Origin of the sequence: Sphingopyxis sp. Root154, assembly GCF_001427105.1 — a bacterium.
Lineage (GTDB): Bacteria > Pseudomonadota > Alphaproteobacteria > Sphingomonadales > Sphingomonadaceae > Sphingopyxis.
This window is the reverse complement of sequence record NZ_LMGI01000002.1, coordinates 1,898,952-1,919,865: the sequence shown is the minus strand read 5'-3', so window position 1 is coordinate 1,919,865 and position 20,914 is coordinate 1,898,952. Positions and strand designations below refer to the sequence as shown.

The window sequence follows — 20,914 nt, the reverse complement described above, 5'->3', positions numbered from 1 at the left end:
TAGGCGCCGGGTCGCGGGGGCGCGGTCCGCCACTCGAGGAAAGATCACCATGGCCTCTCGCGCCGACCAGCTTGCATCCAACCTGAACTTTTCGAAGTTTGGTCAGGCGACCGAACTCAAGAACCGTATCTGGTTCACGATCGGCGCGCTGATCGTTTTCCGTTTCCTGTCGTTCGTGCCGCTGCCGGGGGTCGACCCCGTTGCGCTGGCGTCGCTCTACAGCCAGGCCGCTTCGGGCGGCGTCCTCGACATCTTCAACACCTTCTCGGGCGGCAGCCTGGAGCGCATGAGCATCATCGCGCTCGGCGTCATGCCTTATATCACGGCGTCGATCGTCGTGCAGCTGGCGTCCGCGCTGTCGCCTAGCCTCGCCGCGCTCAAGAAAGAGGGCGAAAGCGGGCGCAAGAAGCTCAACCAATATACCCGCTACGGCACCGTCGGGCTGACCGCGATCCAGGGCTATTTCATCGCCGTCGGGCTTGAATCGCTCGGCGCGAGCCAAGGAATCGCCGCGGTCGTCGACCCCGGCATGATGTTCCGCATCGGCGCGGTCATCAGCATCGTCGGCGGTACGCTCTTCCTGATGTGGCTCGGCGAACAGATCACCAGCCGTGGTATCGGCAACGGCGTCTCGCTGATCATCATGGCGGGCATCCTTGCTCAGCTGCCGCGCAGCTTTGCGCAGATGTTCACGCAGGTGCGCGAAGGCTCGATGGGCGGCGGCACGATCCTCGCGGTCGTCGGCGGCGCGATCGTCATCATTGCCTTCATCAGCTTCATGGAGCGCGCGCAGCGCCGCGTCCTCGTTCAGTACCCGAAGCGCGCCACGCAGCGCGGCGGGATGCAGGCCGACCGCAGCCACCTGCCGCTCAAGGTCAACACCGCGGGCGTGATCCCGCCCATCTTCGCCTCGTCGCTGCTGCTGATGCCGCTGACGGTCACCCAGATGATGGGCCAGAACGTTCAGGGCGACACCGCGACCGGCGATTTCCTGATCACGCTCAACCAGTATCTCGCGCATGGCCAGCCGCTCTACATGGCGCTCTATGCCGCGGGCATCATCTTCTTCTGCTTCTTCTACGTCGCGGTCGTCTTCAATCCCGAAGAAACCGCCGACAATCTGAAGCGCCAGAACGGCTTCATCCCCGGCATCCGCCCAGGCAAGAACACCGCCGCCTATCTCGACCATGTGCTGACGCGCATCACCGTGCTCGGTGCGGCCTATCTGGCGGCGATCTGTCTGATCCCCGAATATTTCATCGCCGGGTCGGGTCTGCCGTTCCAGCTCGGCGGCACCAGCCTGCTGATCATCGTGAACGTGACGATCGACACGATCAGCCAGATCCAGAGCCACATGCTCGCGCATCAATATGGCGACCTCATCAAGAAGGCCAAATTGAAGGGGGGCGTTGCGCGGCGCTAAAGCGCCCGCTACGCCAACTGCGACACGGTAGGGCAAACAGGGGTCCCCATGACGCTGAATATCATTTTGCTGGGTCCGCCGGGGGCGGGCAAGGGAACGCAGGCGGTGCGCCTGGAAGACGAGCATGGCATGGTCCAGCTCTCGACCGGCGACATGCTCCGTGCCGCGGTCAAGGCGGGAACGCCGATCGGCGTGCAGGCGAAAGCCGTGATGGATGCGGGCGAACTCGTCTCGGACGAAATCGTCTCGGGCCTGATCGGCGAACGGCTCGACCAGCTCGGCAGCGACGTCTCGGTAATCTTCGACGGCTATCCGCGCACTGCGGCGCAGGCCCAGGCGCTCGACGGCATCCTGTCGGCGCGCGGCCGCAAGCTCGACCATGTGATCGAGCTGCAGGTCGAGGAAGACGCGCTCGTCGACCGCATCACCGGCCGCTTCAGCTGCGCCAAGTGCGGTGCGGGCTACCACGATCGCTACAAGCTGCCGAAGGTCGAAGACACCTGCGACGTTTGCGGCAGCCATGAGTTCAAGCGCCGTCCCGACGATAATGAGGAAACGGTGCGCACGCGCATGGCCGAATATCGCGCCAAGACCGCGCCGATCCTGCCGATCTACGAAGCGCGCGGCATCGTCACCCACGTCGATGGCATGGCGCCGATCGACGAGGTCAACGACGCGATCGAAACGATCCTCGCGACTGCCGGCCAGTCAGTCCACCCGGCGCCGGTTATTGAGGCGCCAAGGGGGACAGGCTGATGGCAATTTCCAGATATTTCGTAGGTGCGGCGATGATGGCGGCGCTCGTTTTTGTGCCGTCTGCAAATGCCAAGGTCGTTGACCAGAGCGAGGCCGGCTTTACCATCGCGCATACGGCGCAGGTCGCCGCGACCCCCGCCGATGTGTGGAAAATGCTCCGTATGCCGCAAAGCTGGTGGTCGAAGGATCATAGCTGGTCCGGCGACGCCGCGAACTTCTGGCTCGATCAGCAGGCGGGCGGCTGTTTCTGCGAAAAATTGCCCGACACCGGGGCGGGCGTCGGCAGCGTCCAGCACGCGCGCATCCTTTTTTCGAAACCGAACCAGATGCTGCGCCTCTCGGGCGCGTTCGGGCCGCTGCAGGGCGAGGCGCTGACCGGCACGCTGACGATCCAGATCAAGCAAACCCCGACGGGCAGCGCGCTGCGTTTCGACTATGTCGTCGGCGGCTATATGCGCTTCAAGATCGCCGATATCGCGCCTGCGGTCGACAAGGTGATCGGCGAGCAACTGCTCGGCCTCGCCAATGCGCTGGGCGGCGCGCTCCCCCCAACGCGTGATGAAAAGGCCGCGAGCCAAGAGGCGGAGAAGCCGAAGGCCGAAACACTGCCTGCGAAGGAAGAGCCGGGACTCGACGCCGCGGTCGCCGATCTGGTCGAGGTGGAACCGAAGCCCGCCCCCGACGAAAGCCGCTAGGCGTCGGGCTTTCCGCGCAGCTTCGCGAGCGCTGCAAAAGGTCCGGCCGCCTCCTCGCTGAGCACACCTTTTTCGGCGAGGATGCGGTCGGCGTCGGGGTGGCGCGGGAAAGGATCGAGCGCGAGCGAGAGCGTCTGCACCGCGGCTTCGCCGAGGTCTGCCCGGTCGCCTTCGAGCGGCAACAGGTCCAGATCCTCGCTGCCGATCTCGATCTCTTCATCCTCGCCAACGGGCGCGTCGACATCGCGCAGGAATCGGAGGTCGAACGGTTCGACGATCGTCGCGGGAACGGCGAGGTCGGTCGCGGCGCAAGCCTGCACCACCTTGGCTTGCACCTCGCCCTTTGCGCCAATGCCGCCGGCGATCGCGCGGACTTCGCCGGTGACGGCGAAGCGGTCGAGCGTAACTAACGCCAGCCGCTTGGCGATCCGCGCGCGCGTCTCGGCATCGGCCTCGACAGAAAGCGTGCGGCCATGCGCGGCGTCGGCCAGCGTCACGACGAGCGAGAATTCGGGCGGCGTGCTCAACGCGCCGCTCCGCCGAGATGGTCCGCGACAATAAGGTCGGCGACCGGGGTGGCCGCAAGCGCGGCCCGTAGAACAGCGACCTCGGTCATCACGTGTGCGAGCCCCGCTTCGCCGGGTTCGTTGCCGCGCCACAGGTTGCGGACGAGCGCGCCGCGCAATTCGTCGGATCCATCGGCGGCACGATAGGCGCCGAGCCGTCCGCCGAGCGCGCTCATCATCCGCCCGACCTGCTTACCGACGACCATGTCGCCAAAGCCGATCTGGCGCATCTGCCCGTCCATGTCGTTCACGAACAATTCGGTGAGCTGGACGCCCGCGAGCCCGTGTGCCGGTTCGTCGTCGATCCGGTGCAGCACGAGCGCCATCACCAGGCTGATCATGTCGAAGCGGCCGTCGAGCGTGTCGGGAACGCTGCCTTCGGCGTACCAGTGCGGCGCGCGAGCGGCGGCGACGACGGCGTTCCATAGCGGGCGGCGGGCCTCGCGCGGGTCGGGATCGGATTTGAAGAGTTTGCGAAGTGAGAACATGGCAGCTGCTTAGGCGCATTCGGGCCGCCCGAAAAGAGCCGCCGGTCAGCTTGTGGCAAGCTTTGCCGCGGCACAAGCGGCTTGTGTGCGCTGTCCGCTTGCGGTTAAGAGGCGCGAGAGCCAGCGCCGACCGCCCGGACAAGCGGCGGACAGGCGCAACGGAGATATTTGATGCCGAATTCGATCCTTTCGTTTCCAGCCCCGCGCGCGCGCCTCGTCGTGCTCGGCCTCACCGTCGCACTCGCCACCAGCGGCTGCGCGCAGCTGAAGGGCCGGCAGGGTTATGTCGTCGACCCGCTGCTGACCGAGGCGATCACGCCGGGCGTGGACAACCGCGAATCGGTCGAAAAGACGCTCGGCCGCCCGACCTTCGTCGGCCAGTTTAGCGACAATGAATATTATTATGTCTCGCGCGAAACGCGTCAGCTCGCCTTCGCCAAGCCGCGCCCGGTCGACCAGCAGGTGCTTCGCGTCCGCTTCGACCCCGCCGGCAACGTCGCCGCGGTCGATCGTACCGGCCTCGAACTGGTGAGCAAGATCAGCCCCGAAGGCGACAAGACGCCGACCCTCGGCCGTCATCGCAGCTTCTTCGAAGATATCTTTGGCAATATCGGCGCCGTCGGCGCGCCGGGCGCGGGTGCTCCGGGGCAATAAACCCACAGACACCGGCAACGGACAGGAACGCGGCGGCGCCCCAGGGCACCGCCGCTTTTTCCTTATTGCGCGATCCCGCCTGCCGCGAGCACCGCGAGGGTGACGAGGTCCGACGCGGTCGACGCCATCGTTGCGACCTGCACCGGTTTCTCCATGCCGACGAGCATCGGACCGATCACCGCCCCGCCGCCGAGTTCGCGTAGCAGCTTTGCCGACAGGTTCGCCGATTGCAGCCCGGGCATGATCAGCACATTCGCGGGACCCGACAGGCGGCAGAAGGGATAATTCTTCATCACCTTCTCGTTCAGCGCGACGTCGGGCGCCATTTCGCCTTCATATTCAAAGCCGGGCTTCCGCTGGTCGAGGATCGACACCGCCTCGCGGATGCTTTCGAGCCAGCTTCCCTCGGGATTGCCGAAGGTCGAGTAGGACAGGAAAGCGACGCGCGGTTCGTGACCCATACGCCGCGCGACCTGCGCCGTGCGTTCGGCGATATCGGCGAGCATCTCGGCGGTCGGCCGCTCGTTCACCGTCGTATCGGACATGAAGATGGTATGATGCTGGTCGACCAGGATGTGGATGCCGAACGGCGTCTTTCCCTCGGCATGATCGATCACGCGCCGGATTTCGCGCATCGACTGCGAGTAGGTGCGCGTCGTTCCCGTGATCATCGCATCGCCGAGACCCATCTTGAGCAGCAGCGATCCGAAGATGTTGCGATCGCGATTGACCATGCGCTCGACATCGCGGCGGAGATATCCGCGGCGCTGCAGCCGTTCGTAGAGCATGTCGACCATCTGCGGGACGTGCGGTGAATTGACGCTGTTGTGGACCTCGAAGCTTTCGGCGTCGGCGACACCCATCGCGCGCAGCTTGTCGTGCAGCCCCTCGCGTCCGACGAGCACCGGGATCCCGTAGCCGCCATCGCGGAACTGGATGGCGGCGCGCAGCACGACTTCCTCTTCGCCTTCGGCAAAGACGACGCGCTTCGGATTGTTGCGCGCGGCTTCATAGGCGAGCGTCAGCACCGAGGTGGTCGGATTGAGCCGGGCGCGCAGCTGGGTGCGATATTCGTCGAGATTAGCGATCGGCCGCTGCGCGACGCCGCTCTTCATCGCCGCTTCGGCGACCGCCGCCGGCACGATTTCCATCAGCCGCGGATCGAAGGGCGAGGGGATGATATATTCGGGGCCGAAGCTCGATGCGCGCCCGCCATAGGCCGCGGCGACCTCCTCGGGCACCTGCTGGCGCGCAAGGTCGGCAATCGCGTACGCAGCCGCGATCTTCATCTCCTCGTTTATCGCGGTCGCATGGACGTCGAGCGCGCCGCGGAAGATGAAGGGGAAGCAGAGCACATTGTTGACCTGGTTCGGATAGTCCGACCGTCCCGTCGCGATGATCGCGTCAGGTCTTGCTGCACGGGCGTCCGGCGGCGAGATTTCGGGATCGGGGTTCGCCATCGCAAAGATGATCGGCGCGGGCGCCATGTCCTTCACCATCTCGGGCTTCAGCGCCCCCGCGGCCGACAGGCCGAGGAACACGTCGGCGCCGACGAGCGCTTCGGTCAGGTTCCGCGCTTCGGTCGGCACCGCATGCGCCGACTTCCACTGGTCCATGCTTTCGGTGCGGCCCTGATAGATCGTGCCCTTGCGGTCGCACATGATCACATTTTCGTGCCGCACGCCCATCGCCTTGATCAGCGCGGTGCACGCGATTGCCGCGGCGCCGGCGCCGTTGACGACCACCTTCACCGTCGCAAGGTCGCGTCCCGTGAGATAACAGGCGTTGATCAGGCCCGCGGCGGTGATGATCGCGGTGCCGTGCTGGTCGTCATGGAACACCGGAATGTTCATGCGTTCTTTGAGCGCCGCTTCGATGATGAAACAGTTGGGCGCGGCAATGTCTTCGAGATTGATGCCGCCGAAGCTCGGCGCTAGCAGCTCGACCGCCTCGATGAAGCGCTGGGGGTCTTCGGTATCGACTTCGAGGTCGATCGAATCGACGTCGGCGAAGCGCTTGAACAGCACCGCCTTGCCTTCCATCACGGGCTTCGATGCGAGCGCGCCCAAATTGCCGAGCCCGAGGATCGCGGTGCCGTTCGAAATCACCGCAACCAGATTGCCCTTGATCGTATAATCATAGGCTTTCGCCGGATCCTCGGCGATCGCGAGCACCGGAACCGCAACGCCGGGCGAATAGGCAAGGCTGAGGTCGCGCTGCGTCGCCATTGGTTTCGACGCGACGATCTCGATTTTCCCGGGCCGGCCATAGGCGTGATACAGCAGCGCCTCGCGGTCCGAAAATTGCACCTTGCTGCCACTATCCATCGTTTATCCTCTCAAATGAATTCACAAGATGCGCGCCCGAGCCCATTCCCTAGCGTCGCCAAGCGGAAATGGAACCCGCGAATCGCGCGCGCGTCTTGCCACTGCCCCATATCCGTCCCTAAGCATGTCGCATGCCTGTCACCGCCCGCTCCGCTGCTAATATGAACAACCCCGCGCCCGCCGCGACGCCGATGATGGCACAATATTGGTCGCTGAAGGACAAGGCGGGCGACTGCCTGCTCTTCTATCGCATGGGCGATTTTTTCGAGCTGTTCTTCGACGATGCGAAGGCAGCGGCATCGACGCTCGACATCGCGCTGACCTCGCGCGGCGAACATGACGGGCAGCCGGTGGCGATGTGCGGCGTTCCCGTGCACGCCGCCGAATCCTATCTCGCGCGGCTGATTCGCGCCGGCCACCGCGTCGCGATCGCCGAACAGATCGAAACGCCCGCCGAGGCGAAGGCGCGCGGCGGGTCGAAGGCGCTCGTCGCGCGCGACATCGTGCGTTTCGTCACCGCGGGTACGCTGACCGAGGAAAGCCTGCTCGAAGGGCGTAGCGCGAACCGCCTTGCCGCGCTCGCGCAGATCGGCAGCGACGGCGAGATGGCGATCGCCGCCGCCGATATTTCGACGGGGCGCTTCGAGGTCGTCGCAGTCCCCGCGCAAGCGGTCGACGCCGAACTCGCGCGGCTCGCGCCGTCGGAATTGTTGCTCAGCGAGAGCGCCGGGGAACTGCCGATCTCGTCGGCGCGGCAGATCGTTCGGCGCCCGTCCGCGGACTTTTCGAGCGCGAGCGCACAGAAGCGCCTCGAAACCTTCTTCGGTGTCCAGACGCTCGACGGCTTCGGCCAGTTCGGGCGCGGCGAAATCGCCGCTATGGGCGCGCTCGTCGCCTATCTCGACCATGTCGGCACCGGCGGACCGACCTTCCTCCAGCCGCCGGTACGGCACCTCGCGTCGGGACGGATGGCGATCGACGCCGCGACGCGCGAGAGCCTCGAACTCGTTCGCACGATGGCGGGCGCACGCGAGGGCAGCCTGCTCGGCACCATCGACCGCACCGTTACCGCGGCGGGCGCGCGCCTGCTCGCCGACGATCTCGCGAGTCCGCTGACCGACAAGGATGCGATCCTCGACCGGCTCGATCTCGTCGATGGCTTGGCGCGCGATTCACTATGGCGCGGCGAGCTTCGTGCGGCGCTGCGCGCGCTCCCCGACGCCGGGCGCGCGCTCGGTCGCCTCGTCGCGGGGCGCGGCGGGCCGCGCGATCTGGCGCAGCTGCGCGATGCGCTCGGCGGCGCGCGGCTCTTGCGCGAACGGCTCGCGCGCCGGCCCGACCTGCCGCCTTTGCTCGCGCGGCTGCTTCCAGGGCTCGACGGCCACGGCACGCTCGTCGACGAACTCAGCCGCGCGCTGATCGAAACCCCGCCGGTCGACGCCGCGCAGGGCGGTTATGTCGCCGAAGGCTATGACCATGCGCTCGACGCGCTGCGCGAAACCGCGCGCGACGGGCGCAAGGCGATCGCGCTGCTCGAGGCGGGCTATCGCGACCGCACCGGCATCGCCTCGCTCAAGATCCGCCACAATGGCGTGCTTGGCTATCATGTCGAGGTGCCGGCGAAGCATGCCGATGCGCTGATGGCCCCCGAGTCGGGCTTCACGCATCGCCAGACACTCGCAGGCGTGGTGCGCTTCAACTCGTCCGATCTCCATGAAGCCGCGAGCCGCGTGACGCAGGCGGGCGTCCACGCGATCGCCGCCGAGGCCGCGCATCTCGAATCGCTGACCGACGCCGCGATCGCGCGGCGCGAGGCGATCGCCGCGAGCTGCGATGTGCTCGCGCGCATCGACGTCGCCGCGGCGCTCGCCGACCATGCGATGAGCCACAATTGGTGCCGCCCCGACCTCGCCGACACCCCGTGCCTCGACGTCGCCGGCGGCCGCCATCCGGTAGTCGAAGCGGCGCTCGCGAAGTCGGGCGAACGCTTCGTCCCCAACGATGTCTCGCTCTCGACAAGCGACCGCCTCTGGCTCGTCACCGGCCCGAACATGGGCGGTAAATCGACCTTCCTGCGCCAGAATGCGCTGATCGTCGTGCTCGCGCAGGCGGGCGGCTTCGTCCCCGCGGCATCGGCAAAGCTCGGGCTCGTCGACCGGCTGTTCAGCCGCGTCGGCGCGAGCGACAATCTCGCGCGCGGGCGCTCGACCTTCATGGTCGAGATGGTCGAGACCGCCGCGATTCTCGCGCAGGCGACCCCGCAAAGCTTCGTCATCCTCGACGAGGTCGGGCGCGGCACCTCGACTTACGACGGGCTCGCGCTCGCCTGGTCGGTGGTCGAGGCCGTGCACGAGGTGAACAAGTGCCGCTGCCTCTTCGCGACGCATTATCACGAACTGACCCGGCTCGCCGAAACGCTGAACGCGCTGTCGCTCCACCACGTCCGCGCGCGCGAGTGGCAGGGCGATCTGGTGCTGCTCCACGAACTCGCCGAGGGGCCCGCCGACCGCAGCTACGGCCTTGCGGTCGCGCGCCTCGCGGGCGTGCCCGCGGGAGTGGTGAAGCGTGCCGAGGCGGTGCTCGCCAAGCTTGAGGCGGGGCGCGAGAAGACCGGCGGGCTTGCCGCGGGGCTCGACGATCTGCCGCTGTTCGCCGCGACGCTTGCCGAGGCGCCGGCGGCGGTGAAGGACGCGCTGCGCGAGGCGCTGGCAGGTATCGACCCCGATGCGCTCGCCCCGCGCGAGGCGCTAGACGCGCTCTACACGCTCAAGCGGCTGATGGCGGAGGAGCGATGAGCGACCTGTTCGACAATCTCGACCAGCGCCGCGCGATCATCGATCGCCGGGCGCTGTCGGGGCGGCTCGACGAGATCGCCGGTGAAACGAGCGACACCGGCAAACGCCGCCGCGTGATGGTCGACCTGCTCAAGGGCGCGCTCGAGGATGGCCGCGCCGAGATCGAGCGCCGGCTGCTCGAACGGCCGTCGTCGGGGCGCGTCGCCGCCAATGCAACGGCATTCCTGATCGACCAGATCATCCGCCTCAGCCATGATTTCACCACCGGCTATCTGTATCCGTCGGCGAATCGCTCGGCGGGCGAGCGGATCACGCTGATCGCGGTTGGCGGCTATGGCCGCGGCGAAATGGCGCCGCACAGCGACATCGACATCGGCTTTTTGACCCCGTTCAAGCAGACGAGCTGGACCGAACAGGTGATCGAGGCGCAGCTCTATACTTTGTGGGATCTCGGGCTGAAGGTCGGCCATTCGAGCCGCTCGCTCGATGAGATGGTGCGCGCCGCGAAGGAGGATCTCACGATCCGCACCGCGCTGCTCGAAGGGCGCTTCATCTGGGGCGATCGCACCCTTTACGACCAGGCGTCGGCGCGCTTCGATGCCGAGGTCGTCGCGGGCAATGCGCGGGCATTTGTCGCCGAAAAACTTGCCGAGCGCGACGAACGCCACAAGCGTATGGGCGATTCGCGCTATGTCGTCGAACCCAATGTGAAGGAAGGGAAGGGCGGGCTGCGCGACCTCCACACGCTCTTCTGGATCGGCAAGTTCATCCATCGCGTCCGCACCGTACCCGAGCTGGTCGATGCGGGGCTGATGTCGGGGCGTGAGCTTCGCCAGTTCGAACGCGCCGAAAATTTCCTCCTCGCGGTGCGCTGTCACCTCCATATCCTCGCGGGGCGCGCCGAGGACCGGCTGACCTTCGATTTCCAGCGCGAGATCGCGGCGCGGATGAAATTCGCGGACCGCCCGGGGAAGAGCGCGGTCGAGCGTTTCATGCAGCTCTATTTCCTCCACGCCAAAAGCGTCGGCGACGTCACCGGCACCTTCCTCGCGCATCTCGACGATCAGATGGCGGCGCGCGGGCGGCGCTTCCTGCCTACGATCCGGCGGCGCCCGGGCAAGCTCCACGGTTTCGTGCTCGACCGCGGCCGGCTCGCATTGCCCGGTGATGACTTCTTCCAGCAGGACCCGGTGCGGCTGGTCGAAATTTTCGCGCTCGCCGACAAGCATGGCCTCGAAATCCATCCGCAGGCGATGCGCCAGGCGCGCCACGATGCGAAGCTGATCGATGCGCGCGGCGTCCGCCGCATCGCGCGCGCGAACGAACTGTTCCTCGACGTGCTGACCAGCCCACGCGATCCCGAGACAGTGCTGCGCTGGATGAACGAGGCGGGGGTGTTCGGCCGATTTGTGCCGGATTTCGGCCGCGTCGTCGCGCAGATGCAGTTCGACATGTATCATCATTATACCGTCGATGAGCATACCATCCGCGCGATCGGCCTGCTCGCTGACATCGAGCAGAATCGGCTCAAGGATGATCATCCGCTGTCGACCGCGATCATGGACCAGATCCATTCGCGGCGCGTCGTCTATGTCGCGGTGTTGCTGCACGACATCGCCAAGGGGCGCGGCGGCGATCATAGCGTGCTCGGCGCCGAACTCGCACTGCGCGTCTGCCCGCGGCTCGGGCTGAACGAGGCCGAGACCGAAACCGTCTCGTGGCTCGTGCGCTATCATCTGCTGATGTCGGCGACCGCGTTCAAGCGCGACCTCGCCGATTTCAAGACGATCCTCGACTTCGCGCAGATCGTGCAATCGCCCGAGCGCCTGCGCCTGCTGTTAGTGCTTACCGTCGTCGACATCCGCGCCGTCGGTCCGGGGGTGTGGAACGGCTGGAAACGCCAGTTGCTCACCGAGCTTTACGATGCCGCCGAAGAAGTGCTGCGCCTCGGCCACAAGCAGCGCGGCCGCGAAGCGCGGATCGAAAGCAAGAAGGAAGCGGTTGCAGCGCAGTTCGGCTTCGACCGCAGAACCTTCGACAAGGTCGCAAAGCGCCTTCCCGAAAGCTATTGGATCGCCGAACCGGTCGAGGTCATCGCCGCCAATCTGGTCCATATCCGGCAGGCGGGCGACGCACCGCTGCATATCGCCGCGGTTCCCGACGACGATCGCGGCGCGACGCTGGTGATGGTGCTCGCGGCGGACCATCCGGGGCTTTTCTATCGCATCGCGGGCGGCATCCACCTCGCCGGTGGGAACATCATCGATGCGCGCATCCACACGACGCGCGACGGGCTCGCGCTCGACAATTTCCTTGTTCAGGACCCGCTCGGCCGGCCGTTTGCCGAGGCGGGACAAATCGACCGGTTGACGCGCGCGATCGAGGATGCGCTCGCCAACCGCCACAAATTGCTGCCCAAACTCGAAGCGCGAGCGCTGCCGCGCACGCGCGCGGAAGCCTTCCGCGTCGCGCCGAACGTTTTTGTCGACAATAAGGCTTCAAATCGGTTTACCGTGATCGAGGTCAATGCGCAGGACCGTCCCGCGCTGCTCAACCAGCTCGCCTATGCGCTGTTCCAGTCGAAGGTGACGGTGCACAGCGCGCATGTCGCGACCTATGGCGAGCGCGCGGTCGATACCTTCTATGTCACCGACCTGATCGGCGACAAGATCGACAGCGCGGCGCGGGTGAAGAGCCTCGAGAAACGCCTGCTCGAAGCGGCGACGAGCCACAGCGAGGACGCCGTCGCGGCCTAGAAGTCGAACCCTTGCTGCGCGGGGGCGACGGCGACGGGCACACCTTCGAGCTCGAGCATCCGGGCCTTGGACGTGGAACCGCCTGGCGCAGAGAAACCTCCGATCTTACCGCCCGCCGCCAAGACGCGATGGCAGGGGACGATCAGCGGGACGGGATTCGTCGCCATCGCCTGCCCGACCGCGCGGGCATGTTCGGGACCCGCGTCCAGCGCGCGCGCAACGGCGCCATAGGTGGTCGTTTCGCCCCAGCCGAGCTTGCGTACCAAGCCATAGACTTGTGCGAAGAAGGGCGGCTGCGGTCCCAGATCGATCGGTACGTCGAAAAACTCGATCCGTTCCCCTTCGAAATAACGGATCGCCGCGCCGATCACCGTCGCTATTCCTGCCGGGGGCTCGGTACGCACCGCGTCGGGCAGACGGCGCAAAATGGCGCGCTCGGCTTCGCCCGCGCTCGGCGCAGGCAGGCGAAAGCTCATAATGCCGGTGCTCGTCCAGCCGATGGCCGCGACCCCGGCCCCGGTTTCGAAAAGCTGATAATGGCTATGGCCGGGCATGTCTGTCGCTCATCTGCGGTCCGATATAGGGCAATATTTCGCCAAAACCATATCGCAAGATACTTGCCTTCAGCCGCCCGAGGGCCCCGCCATGATCGCCGCCGCCGCGAGCAGTCCGCTGTTGAAACGCTGCGACAGCGCGGCGTCGGGGATCGCATTAAAGGCATGGATCGCGCCGGCATAGCTGTGCAGGTCGACGGGCACCCCCGCCGCGACGAGCCGGCGCGCATAGTCGAGATTTTCGTCGAAGAAGAGGTCGAGACTTCCGGTGGCGATATAGACCGGGGGCAGGCCGGACAAATCCTCGGCGAGGCTCGGCGAAAACCAGCCGCGCCGGGCGTCGTCGGCCGTGTAATCGCCCTGCAGCGCCGCCCAGCCGAAGCGGTTGCTCGCGCGCGTCCAGATGAATTCGCCGGTCGTCGGATTCTTGTACGGACAGGCGTCGCTGCCGGTGCGGTGATCGAGCATCGGATAGGTCAGGAGCTGGCCCGCGATCGCCGGGCCGCCAAGATCGCGCGCCATGATCGCGAGCGCCGCGGCAAGCCCGCCGCCCGCGCTTTCGCCCGCGACGATAATCCGGCTCGCGTCGAATCCGAACGCATCGGCTTGCCCTGCGAGCCACGCCAGCGCCGAATGGCAATCTTCCTGCGGCGCCGGGAAAGGATGTTCGGGGGCGAGGCGATATTCGACCGACGCGACGGGAACGCCCGCTGCGGCCGCCAGCGCGGCGGGCCCGGCCTGCATCTGTTCGACCGATCCCATCACCATGCCGCCGCCATGGATGTGCAGGATGGCGCCGTAACCCGGACGGGTTGCGGCAGGACGGTAGAGAAAAACCGTTATGTCGGACCCGCCATGGATCGAGGGCACGAGCAGCTTCTCGGGCGCGATGACCGGTGGCGGCAGGATTGAATAGGTCTCCGCCGCCTTGGCACGAATCTGGGCGATCGGTGCCGAGTCGAGATCAACCCGGGGAAACAGGTCGATGATCGGCGCGATCTCGCGGTCGACGAGGTGGCGGGTGTCCATATCAAACTCTCCCTTTCATCCCTCGCCGACGCGAAGCTCAGCCGCGCAGCACCGCCCCCACCTTCGCCGCCGCGGCGACCACCTTGTCGGCGATCGCCTTCAGTTCGGCGTCGTTGAAGCTCTTCTCCAGCGGCTGCAGCTCGACCTCGACCGCGAGGCTCACCTGACCCTCGGGTACGCCCTGGCCGGCGAAACGGTCGAAGAGGCGCGCATCGACGATCGCCGTCTTGTCGGCGCCGCGGACCGCGCGCACCAGGTCGGCGGCGGTCAGGCTGGTCGGCGCAAGGAAGGCGAAGTCGCGGCGCACCGATTGCAGCGCGGGCGGGGTGAACGCCGCGCGCGCCGGACCGCTCGCGCGCTTCGCGGGGATCGCGTCAAGGAAGATCTGCACCGCCATCACCGGCCCGTCGACGTCGAAATGCCGCGTCAGCAGCGGATGGAGCGCGCCGAATTCGGCGAGCACCGCCTTGGGGCCGAGCCGCAGCGTCGCCGACTGGCCGGGGTGCCAGATGCTGCCGGCCGTGACCGCCTCCATCACCTGCAGCCGGTCGGCGGGCGCGCCCGCGGCTTCAAGCAATGCCAGCGCAGCCGCCTTGGCGTCGAACGCGTCGAATGGCACGGCCTTGCCCGCCTTCCAGCCGCGCGCGTTTTTGTCGCCCGCCATCAGCACGGCGAGTGTCGGATGTTCGGCGTCGGACAGATAGCGCCGGCCGATCTCGAACAGGCGGATGCTGTTCGCGCCGCGCTTCTGGTTGCGCTGCGCCGCGGCGAGCAGGCCGGGGAGCAGCGACGGGCGCATCACTTTCAGGTCTTCGCTGATCGGATTGGCGAGGTTCCACGCGCCGCCGCTGCCGAACGGTGCGGCGTCGCTTTCGCTGATGAACGACCAGGTCACCGCCTCGTCGAACCCGGCGGCCGCCGCGGCGCGGCGGACGCGACGTTCGGTGAGCTGTTCGGCGGTCGCGGTCGGCTTCGCGACCCCGTCGATGCGTGGCAGCGGCACCGATGCCACGGCGTCGAAGCCGGTGATGCGCGTGACTTCCTCGACGATGTCGGGGGCGCCGTCGACGTCGCGGCGCCAGCTCGGCACCGCGACCTGCCAGCGGCCGCCCTGTTCGATCACCGAAAAACCGAGCGCGGCAAGAATTTCCTTCTGCCGCTCGGGAGCGATCGCGATGCCGCCGAGCGTCGCCGACAGCGCCGGGTCGTAATCGACCGTCTTCACCTCGGCGGGCGGGGCGCCCGCGCGCGTGACAGTCGACGGCGTGCCGCCGCAGATCGCGAGCACATGCGCGGTGACGATCGCGGTTGCGTCGTCGAGGAACGCCGGATCGACCCCGCGCTCGAAGCGGCTGCGCGCATCGCTGGTCAGCGCGAGCGCCTGGCCGGTCAGCGCGATGCGTTCGGGGGTGAAATAAGCGACCTCGATCAGCACGTCGGTCGTCGTCTCGCTGCACCCGCTATGCTCGCCGCCCATGATGCCGGCGATATCGTGGACGCCTCTGTCGTCGGCGATCACCGTCATCGTGCCGGTGAGGATATAGTCCTTGCCGTTCAATGCGGTGACCGTCTCGCCGTCTTTCGCGCGGCGCGCGGCGAGTGCGCCGGTCAGCTGGGCGCGGTCATAAATGTGGCTCGGGCGGCCGAGGTCGAACATCACATAATTGCTGATGTCGACGAGCGCCGAGATCGAGCGCTGGCCGACGGCTTCCAGCCGGCGGCGCATCCATTCGGGGGCGGTGCCGTTGGTGACGCCGCTGATCGTGCGGCCGTAGAAGGCGGGGCAACCCTCGGGATCGTTGGTCCGAATTTCGGTCGCGGGCGCACCCTCCCCGACGATCGTCGGGATATCGAGCGGCTTCAGCGTGCCGAGCCCCGCGGCGGCGAGGTCGCGCGCGATGCCGCGCACGCCCATGCAGTCCTGCCGGTTCGGGGTGATCGAAATGTCGATCACCGGATCGCCCGCGCCGCTGTAGTCGGCGAAGGGCATACCGATCGGGGCGTCCTCGGGCAGTTCTATGATCCCGTCATGGTCGTCGCCAAGCTCAAGCTCGCGCGTCGAGCACATCATGCCGTTCGATTCGACGCCGCGCACCGCAGCGACCTTCAGCTCCATGCCGTTCGCGGGCACGACCGCGCCGGGCAGGCCGAGCACGCCAATCAGGCCCGCGCGCGCATTGGGCGCGCCGCACACGACGGTGAGCGGAGCCCCGCCGTCGCCGGTGTCGACGGACAGCACCTGCAGCTTGTCCGCCTGCGGATGGCGTTCGGCGGTGAGCACCTTGGCGACGCGAAAGCCCGCGAGCTTCTCGGCGGGGTTTTCGACGCCTTCGACCTCATGGCCGATGCGGTTGAGCGTGGCGACGACGTCATCAACGTTCGCGCTCGTGTCGAGATGCTCTTTCAGCCAGTCGAGGGTGATCTTCATGCCGAAATCCCCCCGCTCAGCGTCGGGACCGACAGCGCGCCGAACCCGTAATGCGACAGCCAGCGAAGGTCGCCGTCGAAGAAGGCGCGGAGGTCATCCATGCCGTACTTCAGCATAGCGAGCCGGTCGACGCCGACCCCGAAGGCGAAGCCCTGCCACTCATCGGGGTCGAGCCCGCAGTTCGCGATGACGCGGCGGTTGACCATGCCGCTGCCGAGCAGCTCCATCCACGCATGGCCATCGTCGTCGCCATTGCCGCCGACGATACGGCGGCCCTTTTCCTGTCTATAGCCGACATCGACCTCGGCCGAGGGTTCGGTGAAGGGGAAATAGGAGGGGCGCAGGCGCAGCACGATGTCGTCGCGTTCGAAATAGGCCTTGAGGAAGGTTTCGAGCGTCCATTTCAGATGCCCCATATGGATGCCGCGGTCGATGACGAGGCCCTCGACCTGATGGAACATCGGGGTGTGCGTCGCGTCGCTGTCGCTGCGATAGACGCGGCCAGGCGCGATGATCCGGATCGGCGGTTCCTGCGACATCATCGTGCGGATCTGCACCGGCGAGGTGTGCGTGCGCAGCAGCATGCGGCCGCCTTCACCCGGACCGGCATCGGCGCTCCCGCGCATCTGGTCGGGGAAATAGAAGGTGTCGTGCATCGCGCGCGCGGGGTGCGTCTCCGGAATGTTGAGCGCGGTGAAATTGCGCCAGTCGTCCTCGATCTCGGGACCCGTCGCGACGGCGAAACCCATGTCGGCGAAGATTTCGGCGAGTTCGTCCATCACCTGGCTGACCGGATGGACGCTGCCGCGCGGGGCCGCGTCGGCGGGCAGCGACATGTCGATCGCCTCGGCGGCGAGCTTGATATCGAGCGCCGCGGCATCGAGCGCCGCCTTGCGTGCGCTGAGCGCGGCGGTGACCGTTTCGCGCAGTGCGTGGATTTCGGGGCCTTTCGCCTGCCGCTCGTCGGGGGTCATGCCGCCCAGCGTCTTAAGCAGCGCGGTGATCGTCCCCGCCTTGCCGAGCGCCGACACGCGCAGCGCCTCGACTGCGTCGAGGTCGGTCGCTGCTGCTATTTCGTCCACCAGCCGGGTCTGAATGGCCTGAATGTCGCTCATTGTCGTTCGTCCTGTTCCGGCGGCGCTGGCGCTGCCGGCCTGCATTTCTCTGGTTCTTAGGATAGGGCGGCTAGCCGCGCGTCCGTCGCCTGCCGCTTGCACCGAACGCGCGGCGCGGGTCAAGTCACTTGGCGGAAAACGGGGCTATCCGGCGGGCTTATGCAGACCCTGCACCGCAGCGCCGGCAGCAGCAGCCCGGGCAAACGCCGCGGCGCCCAATATCGGCTTGGGCCGCGCGGCATAGTCGCGCGGGCTCATCCCCATGAAGCGCTGAAAGTCGCGCGTGAATTGCGCCTGGTCGTAATAATGATGATCCATCGTATCGATCCACGCCATCGACGGGTCGAGCATGAAGCGCGCGAGGCTGCGCAGGAAGCGCTGGCGCAGCAACAGCAATTTAGGCGAAAAACCGAAGGCGCGGTGGCTCAGGCGCTCGATCGAGCGTTCGGAGAGCGACAGTTTCGCCGACAGATCGGCGACGCTTGTCACCTCGTCGTCGACCAGCGCCCGATGCGCGGCGAGGATCGCCGGATCGTCGGGGGGCGCATCGGCGAGGAGGGCGCAGACATGCGCGTCGATCAGCGCCGCCGCGGCGTCGACGTCATTCACTTGCCGCACGGCGTCGAGCAGAGGTGCAAAGCGGGCAAAGGCCGGGTGCGCGCCGCCGTCGGTCATCCGGTCGGCGAGATCTTCGGCGGACAAGGGAATGAATTTGGCCCAGCCCATCGGCAGGATACCGATGCCCCAGGCGCGCATATTGCCCGCCGCGAAATAGGTCGCCGTACTCGTCGGACCGGTGGCGATAAAGCGTGGCGTCTCGACCACCGGACTGTCACCGATCGCCGCGAGCGGCCGGTCGCCTTCGATGAAGCGCAGGTTCGCCCATTCGGGGTGCAGATAATCCTCGACCCGGCAGCCGTCGGCTACGCCGACCTCGCTCAGATAGATGGTGCTGACATAGGGGCGCAGAGCGGGCGACAGGGGAAAGAAGCGCGTGGTAACCCGCGCGCCGGCCGGGGGTTGAGGAGATGCGTCGCGTTGCGGCATGCTGTCCCGTTTTGAGCGCAAAACGCATGAATAACAATGTCCCGTTGCCGGTTCGTGTCGGGTTCTTACAATTTTCTGCTCGCGGGCTGCGTCATAGTTGCATTGTCCGCTTCGAAACGGGGCGTGCGAGGAGAATCGTAGCGTGGCGCCAAGGGATGGGGTTTGGCGGGGACCTGAAACAGACGACTGATTTTCCGAGCTTCGTCCCGGCCGGCAGCTTTCTGCGACCCACGGCTTTTCGGAACGGGCGGGGGGGCGATGGTTTCCACTGGAACCATTGTCGAGGCGGTGCGGAGCGCGAGCTCCGCGCCGCCTCTTCATTTGGTCTTCGAACCCAAAGAAAAAGGGCGGCCCCAGCGGGACCGCCCTTGTTTCGTTTCACCTGGCTGAAAGCGTCAGGCTGCCTTGGGCAGCGCCGCCTTGGCCTGGGCGATGATCGCCCCGAAGACATTGCCTTCGTTCATCGCGAGGTCGGCCATGACCTTGCGGTCGAGTTCGATCCCGGCCAGCTTCACGCCGTGCATGAACTGCGAATAGGTGAGGCCCTCGGCGCGGACCGCGGCGTTGATACGCTGAATCCACAGACCGCGGAAATTCCGCTTCTTAACCTTGCGGTCGCGATAAGCGTACTGGCCGGCCTTTTCGACCGCCTGCTTGGCGACGCGGATGGTGTTCTTGCGACGGCCGTAATAGCCCTTCGCCTGTTCCAATACGCGTTTATGCTTGGCGCGCGTGGTGACGCCGCGTTTGATGCGTGACATGCCTTAGCGCTCCTTACTTCAGGCCGTAGGGCGCCCAGAGGCGCACATGGGCCACATCCGAATCGCTCAGCACGCTGGTGCCGCGGTTGGTGCGGATATATTTTGCATTGTGGCTGCTCAGGCGGTGACGCTTGCCGACAACGCCGTGCTTCACCTTGCCCGAGGCGGTGAATTTGAAGCGTTTCTTCACACCGCTCTTGGTCTTCATTTTGGGCATTTTGGTCTCCTTTGGAAGTCCGTTTGCGTATCGGCCTGGCAGCCCTTTCAGCCAGCCGACACAATCGGAAGCGGGGCGCTTAGGGGGATTCGCCCGGAAATGCAAGCGATTCGGGGATCAAAAACTGGCGCCGTCGACCTTCTGGATCGTGAGGGTATCGAGGTCGGCGTCGGGAACACAGCGCAGGTTCACCGCCGCCATCTTGGATCCATCAGGACCGGTGCCGACCGAGAAGCCCTGGCAACCGCAATCGGTGCAGAATTGATGGTCGATATTATGCTTGTTAAACTTGTAGCTCCCGAGCTTGTCGGCGCCGCTCTCCAGCCTGAACTGGTCGATGGGCACGAAAGCGAGCAAGAAGCCCTTGCGCCGGCAGTGCGAGCAGTTGCAGCTCATCGCCGTACCCGGAATATCCCCCTCGACCGTAAAACTTACCGTGCCGCAGTGGCAGCTTCCTTGAAAAGCCATGTCCGTTCCTCTCCTTGTCAGTGGTGGCAGGCGAGTCCTTCGATCACATCCTCGAGACGCGCGGGGTCGCCGAGCGCGATGACGTGCCCCGAACTGTCGGCGCTCAGCGGATCGCCGTTCCAGTCGCACATCGTGCCGCCTGCGCCTTCGACGATCGGCGCGAGGGCAGCGAAGTCGTGGAGCTTCAATCCCGCCTCGACGACGAGGTCGATATGCCCGCTCGCGAGCAAGCCATAATTATAGCAGTCGCCGCCGAAGACCATGCGCTTGTGCGACGTCTTTGCTGCGAGCGCCATGAAATGCTCGCCGTCATGGTCGGCGAAATATTGCGGGCCGGTCGTCGCGAGTACCGTATCGGCAAGGGTGCGGCAGGGACGCGTGCGCGCGGGCGTGCCGTTGAACAGGGTCGGCTGACCGAGCGCGCCGACCCAGCGTTCGCCCGCGATCGGCTGGTCGATGATCCCGAGGATCGGCCATCCGTCCTGGAGCAGCGCGATCAGGGTACCGAAAATCGGGCGCCCTGCCATGAAGCTGACGGTGCCGTCGATCGGGTCGAGCACCCATTGGCGCGACGCGTCGGGGCGCTCGGCGCCATATTCCTCGCCGATGATCCCGTCGCGCGGCGCCTCGGCATCGAGCAGGCGGCGCATCGCGGCTTCGGCGGCGCGGTCGGCCTCTGTCACGGGCGAGGCGTCGGCCTTGGCCTCATGCGCAAAGGCGGCGCGGAAGAGCGGACGGATCGCTTCGCCGGCGGCGTCGGCGAGGCGATTGGCGAGGTTGAGATCGGAGGTGAGCGACATGGCTATCCGCTAGCCTAGCCGGCCCCCCACCGCCA

General features: G+C 66.4%; 18 protein-coding genes. 6 read left to right on the top strand and 12 right to left on the bottom strand.

Annotation, left to right across the window (positions count from 1 at the left end; genetic code table 11):
* Window positions 1-49: 49 nt before the first annotated feature.
* Genes secY through ASD73_RS14670 form a run of 3 tightly spaced genes read left to right on the top strand, consistent with a single transcriptional unit; the run spans window position 50 to window position 2,874 of the window.
* Window positions 50-1,423 (top strand): preprotein translocase subunit SecY, encoded by a 1,374-nt coding sequence (gene secY, locus ASD73_RS14680; RefSeq protein WP_056373115.1) that lies wholly within the window; start codon window positions 50-52, stop codon window positions 1,421-1,423.
* A 48-nt stretch (window positions 1,424-1,471) separates the two neighbouring features.
* Window positions 1,472-2,179 carry an adenylate kinase gene (locus ASD73_RS14675; RefSeq protein WP_200934947.1) on the top strand — a complete coding sequence of 236 codons (708 nt, stop codon included), beginning with the start codon at window positions 1,472-1,474 and terminating at the stop codon, window positions 2,177-2,179.
* Window positions 2,179-2,874: a hypothetical protein gene (locus ASD73_RS14670; protein ID WP_056373114.1), complete on the top strand. Its 696-nt coding sequence runs from the start codon at window positions 2,179-2,181 to the stop codon at window positions 2,872-2,874. Before ASD73_RS14675 ends, ASD73_RS14670 begins: the two co-directional genes overlap by 1 nt.
* Here ASD73_RS14670 and ASD73_RS14665 read toward each other — a convergent pair.
* Both ASD73_RS14665 and ASD73_RS14660 read right to left on the bottom strand, forming a co-directional pair.
* Window positions 2,871-3,401 carry a YceD family protein gene (locus ASD73_RS14665; protein WP_056373113.1) on the bottom strand — a complete coding sequence of 177 codons (531 nt, stop codon included), beginning with the start codon at window positions 3,399-3,401 and terminating at the stop codon, window positions 2,871-2,873. The two genes, ASD73_RS14670 and ASD73_RS14665, sit on opposite strands and share 4 nt — an antisense overlap.
* On the bottom strand, window positions 3,398-3,928 hold the full coding sequence (locus ASD73_RS14660; RefSeq protein ID WP_056373112.1) for a ubiquinol-cytochrome C chaperone family protein: 531 nt from the start codon (window positions 3,926-3,928) through the stop codon (window positions 3,398-3,400). Before ASD73_RS14660 ends, ASD73_RS14665 begins: the two co-directional genes overlap by 4 nt.
* 171 nt (window positions 3,929-4,099) lie before the next feature.
* Here ASD73_RS14660 and ASD73_RS14655 point away from each other — a divergent pair, with 171 nt between their 5' ends.
* Entirely contained in the window at window positions 4,100-4,582 is a 483-nt protein-coding gene (locus ASD73_RS14655; protein WP_056373111.1) for an outer membrane protein assembly factor BamE, read from the top strand.
* Window positions 4,583-4,644: 62 nt separating this feature from the next.
* On the opposite strand, the gene ASD73_RS14650 is transcribed toward ASD73_RS14655, so the two are convergent.
* On the bottom strand, window positions 4,645-6,909 hold the full coding sequence (locus ASD73_RS14650; protein ID WP_056373110.1) for an NADP-dependent malic enzyme: 2,265 nt from the start codon (window positions 6,907-6,909) through the stop codon (window positions 4,645-4,647).
* Window positions 6,910-7,040: 131 nt separating this feature from the next.
* Between ASD73_RS14650 and mutS the strand changes: the two genes are divergently transcribed.
* Window positions 7,041-9,704, top strand: a complete 2,664-nt coding sequence (gene mutS, locus ASD73_RS14645) for a DNA mismatch repair protein MutS (protein WP_056373109.1) — start codon at window positions 7,041-7,043, stop codon at window positions 9,702-9,704.
* On the top strand, window positions 9,701-12,460 hold the full coding sequence (locus ASD73_RS14640; protein WP_056373108.1) for a [protein-PII] uridylyltransferase: 2,760 nt from the start codon (window positions 9,701-9,703) through the stop codon (window positions 12,458-12,460). Before mutS ends, ASD73_RS14640 begins: the two co-directional genes overlap by 4 nt.
* Here ASD73_RS14640 and ASD73_RS14635 read toward each other — a convergent pair.
* From ASD73_RS14635 to hisN, 9 genes are all read right to left on the bottom strand, one after another.
* Entirely contained in the window at window positions 12,457-13,014 is a 558-nt protein-coding gene (locus ASD73_RS14635) for a methylated-DNA--[protein]-cysteine S-methyltransferase (protein WP_056373107.1), read from the bottom strand. The two genes, ASD73_RS14640 and ASD73_RS14635, sit on opposite strands and share 4 nt — an antisense overlap.
* A gap of 69 nt (window positions 13,015-13,083) precedes the next feature.
* Window positions 13,084-14,043, bottom strand: coding sequence for an alpha/beta hydrolase (locus tag ASD73_RS14630; protein WP_056373106.1), 960 nt, complete (start codon window positions 14,041-14,043; stop codon window positions 13,084-13,086).
* A 37-nt stretch (window positions 14,044-14,080) separates the two neighbouring features.
* A complete protein-coding gene (pheT, locus tag ASD73_RS14625; RefSeq protein ID WP_056373105.1) occupies window positions 14,081-16,471 on the bottom strand; it encodes a phenylalanine--tRNA ligase subunit beta in 2,391 nt (796 codons plus the stop codon).
* Window positions 16,468-17,586 carry a phenylalanine--tRNA ligase subunit alpha gene (gene pheS, locus ASD73_RS14620; RefSeq protein WP_056373705.1) on the bottom strand — a complete coding sequence of 373 codons (1,119 nt, stop codon included), beginning with the start codon at window positions 17,584-17,586 and terminating at the stop codon, window positions 16,468-16,470. The genes pheT and pheS overlap by 4 nt, the downstream gene beginning before the upstream one ends.
* A 144-nt stretch (window positions 17,587-17,730) precedes the next feature.
* Window positions 17,731-18,633, bottom strand: coding sequence for a helix-turn-helix domain-containing protein (locus tag ASD73_RS14615; protein ID WP_082521559.1), 903 nt, complete (start codon window positions 18,631-18,633; stop codon window positions 17,731-17,733).
* A gap of 395 nt (window positions 18,634-19,028) precedes the next feature.
* Window positions 19,029-19,394 carry a 50S ribosomal protein L20 gene (gene rplT / locus ASD73_RS14610; RefSeq protein ID WP_037515683.1) on the bottom strand — a complete coding sequence of 122 codons (366 nt, stop codon included), beginning with the start codon at window positions 19,392-19,394 and terminating at the stop codon, window positions 19,029-19,031.
* A 13-nt stretch (window positions 19,395-19,407) separates the two neighbouring features.
* Window positions 19,408-19,611 (bottom strand): 50S ribosomal protein L35, encoded by a 204-nt coding sequence (gene rpmI, locus ASD73_RS14605; protein ID WP_037515684.1) that lies wholly within the window; start codon window positions 19,609-19,611, stop codon window positions 19,408-19,410.
* Between the two features lie 117 nt (window positions 19,612-19,728).
* A complete protein-coding gene (locus ASD73_RS14600; protein WP_056373104.1) occupies window positions 19,729-20,079 on the bottom strand; it encodes a GFA family protein in 351 nt (116 codons plus the stop codon).
* A gap of 17 nt (window positions 20,080-20,096) precedes the next feature.
* Window positions 20,097-20,879, bottom strand: a complete 783-nt coding sequence (gene hisN, locus ASD73_RS14595; protein WP_056373103.1) for a histidinol-phosphatase — start codon at window positions 20,877-20,879, stop codon at window positions 20,097-20,099.
* Window positions 20,880-20,914: the final 35 nt, after the last annotated feature.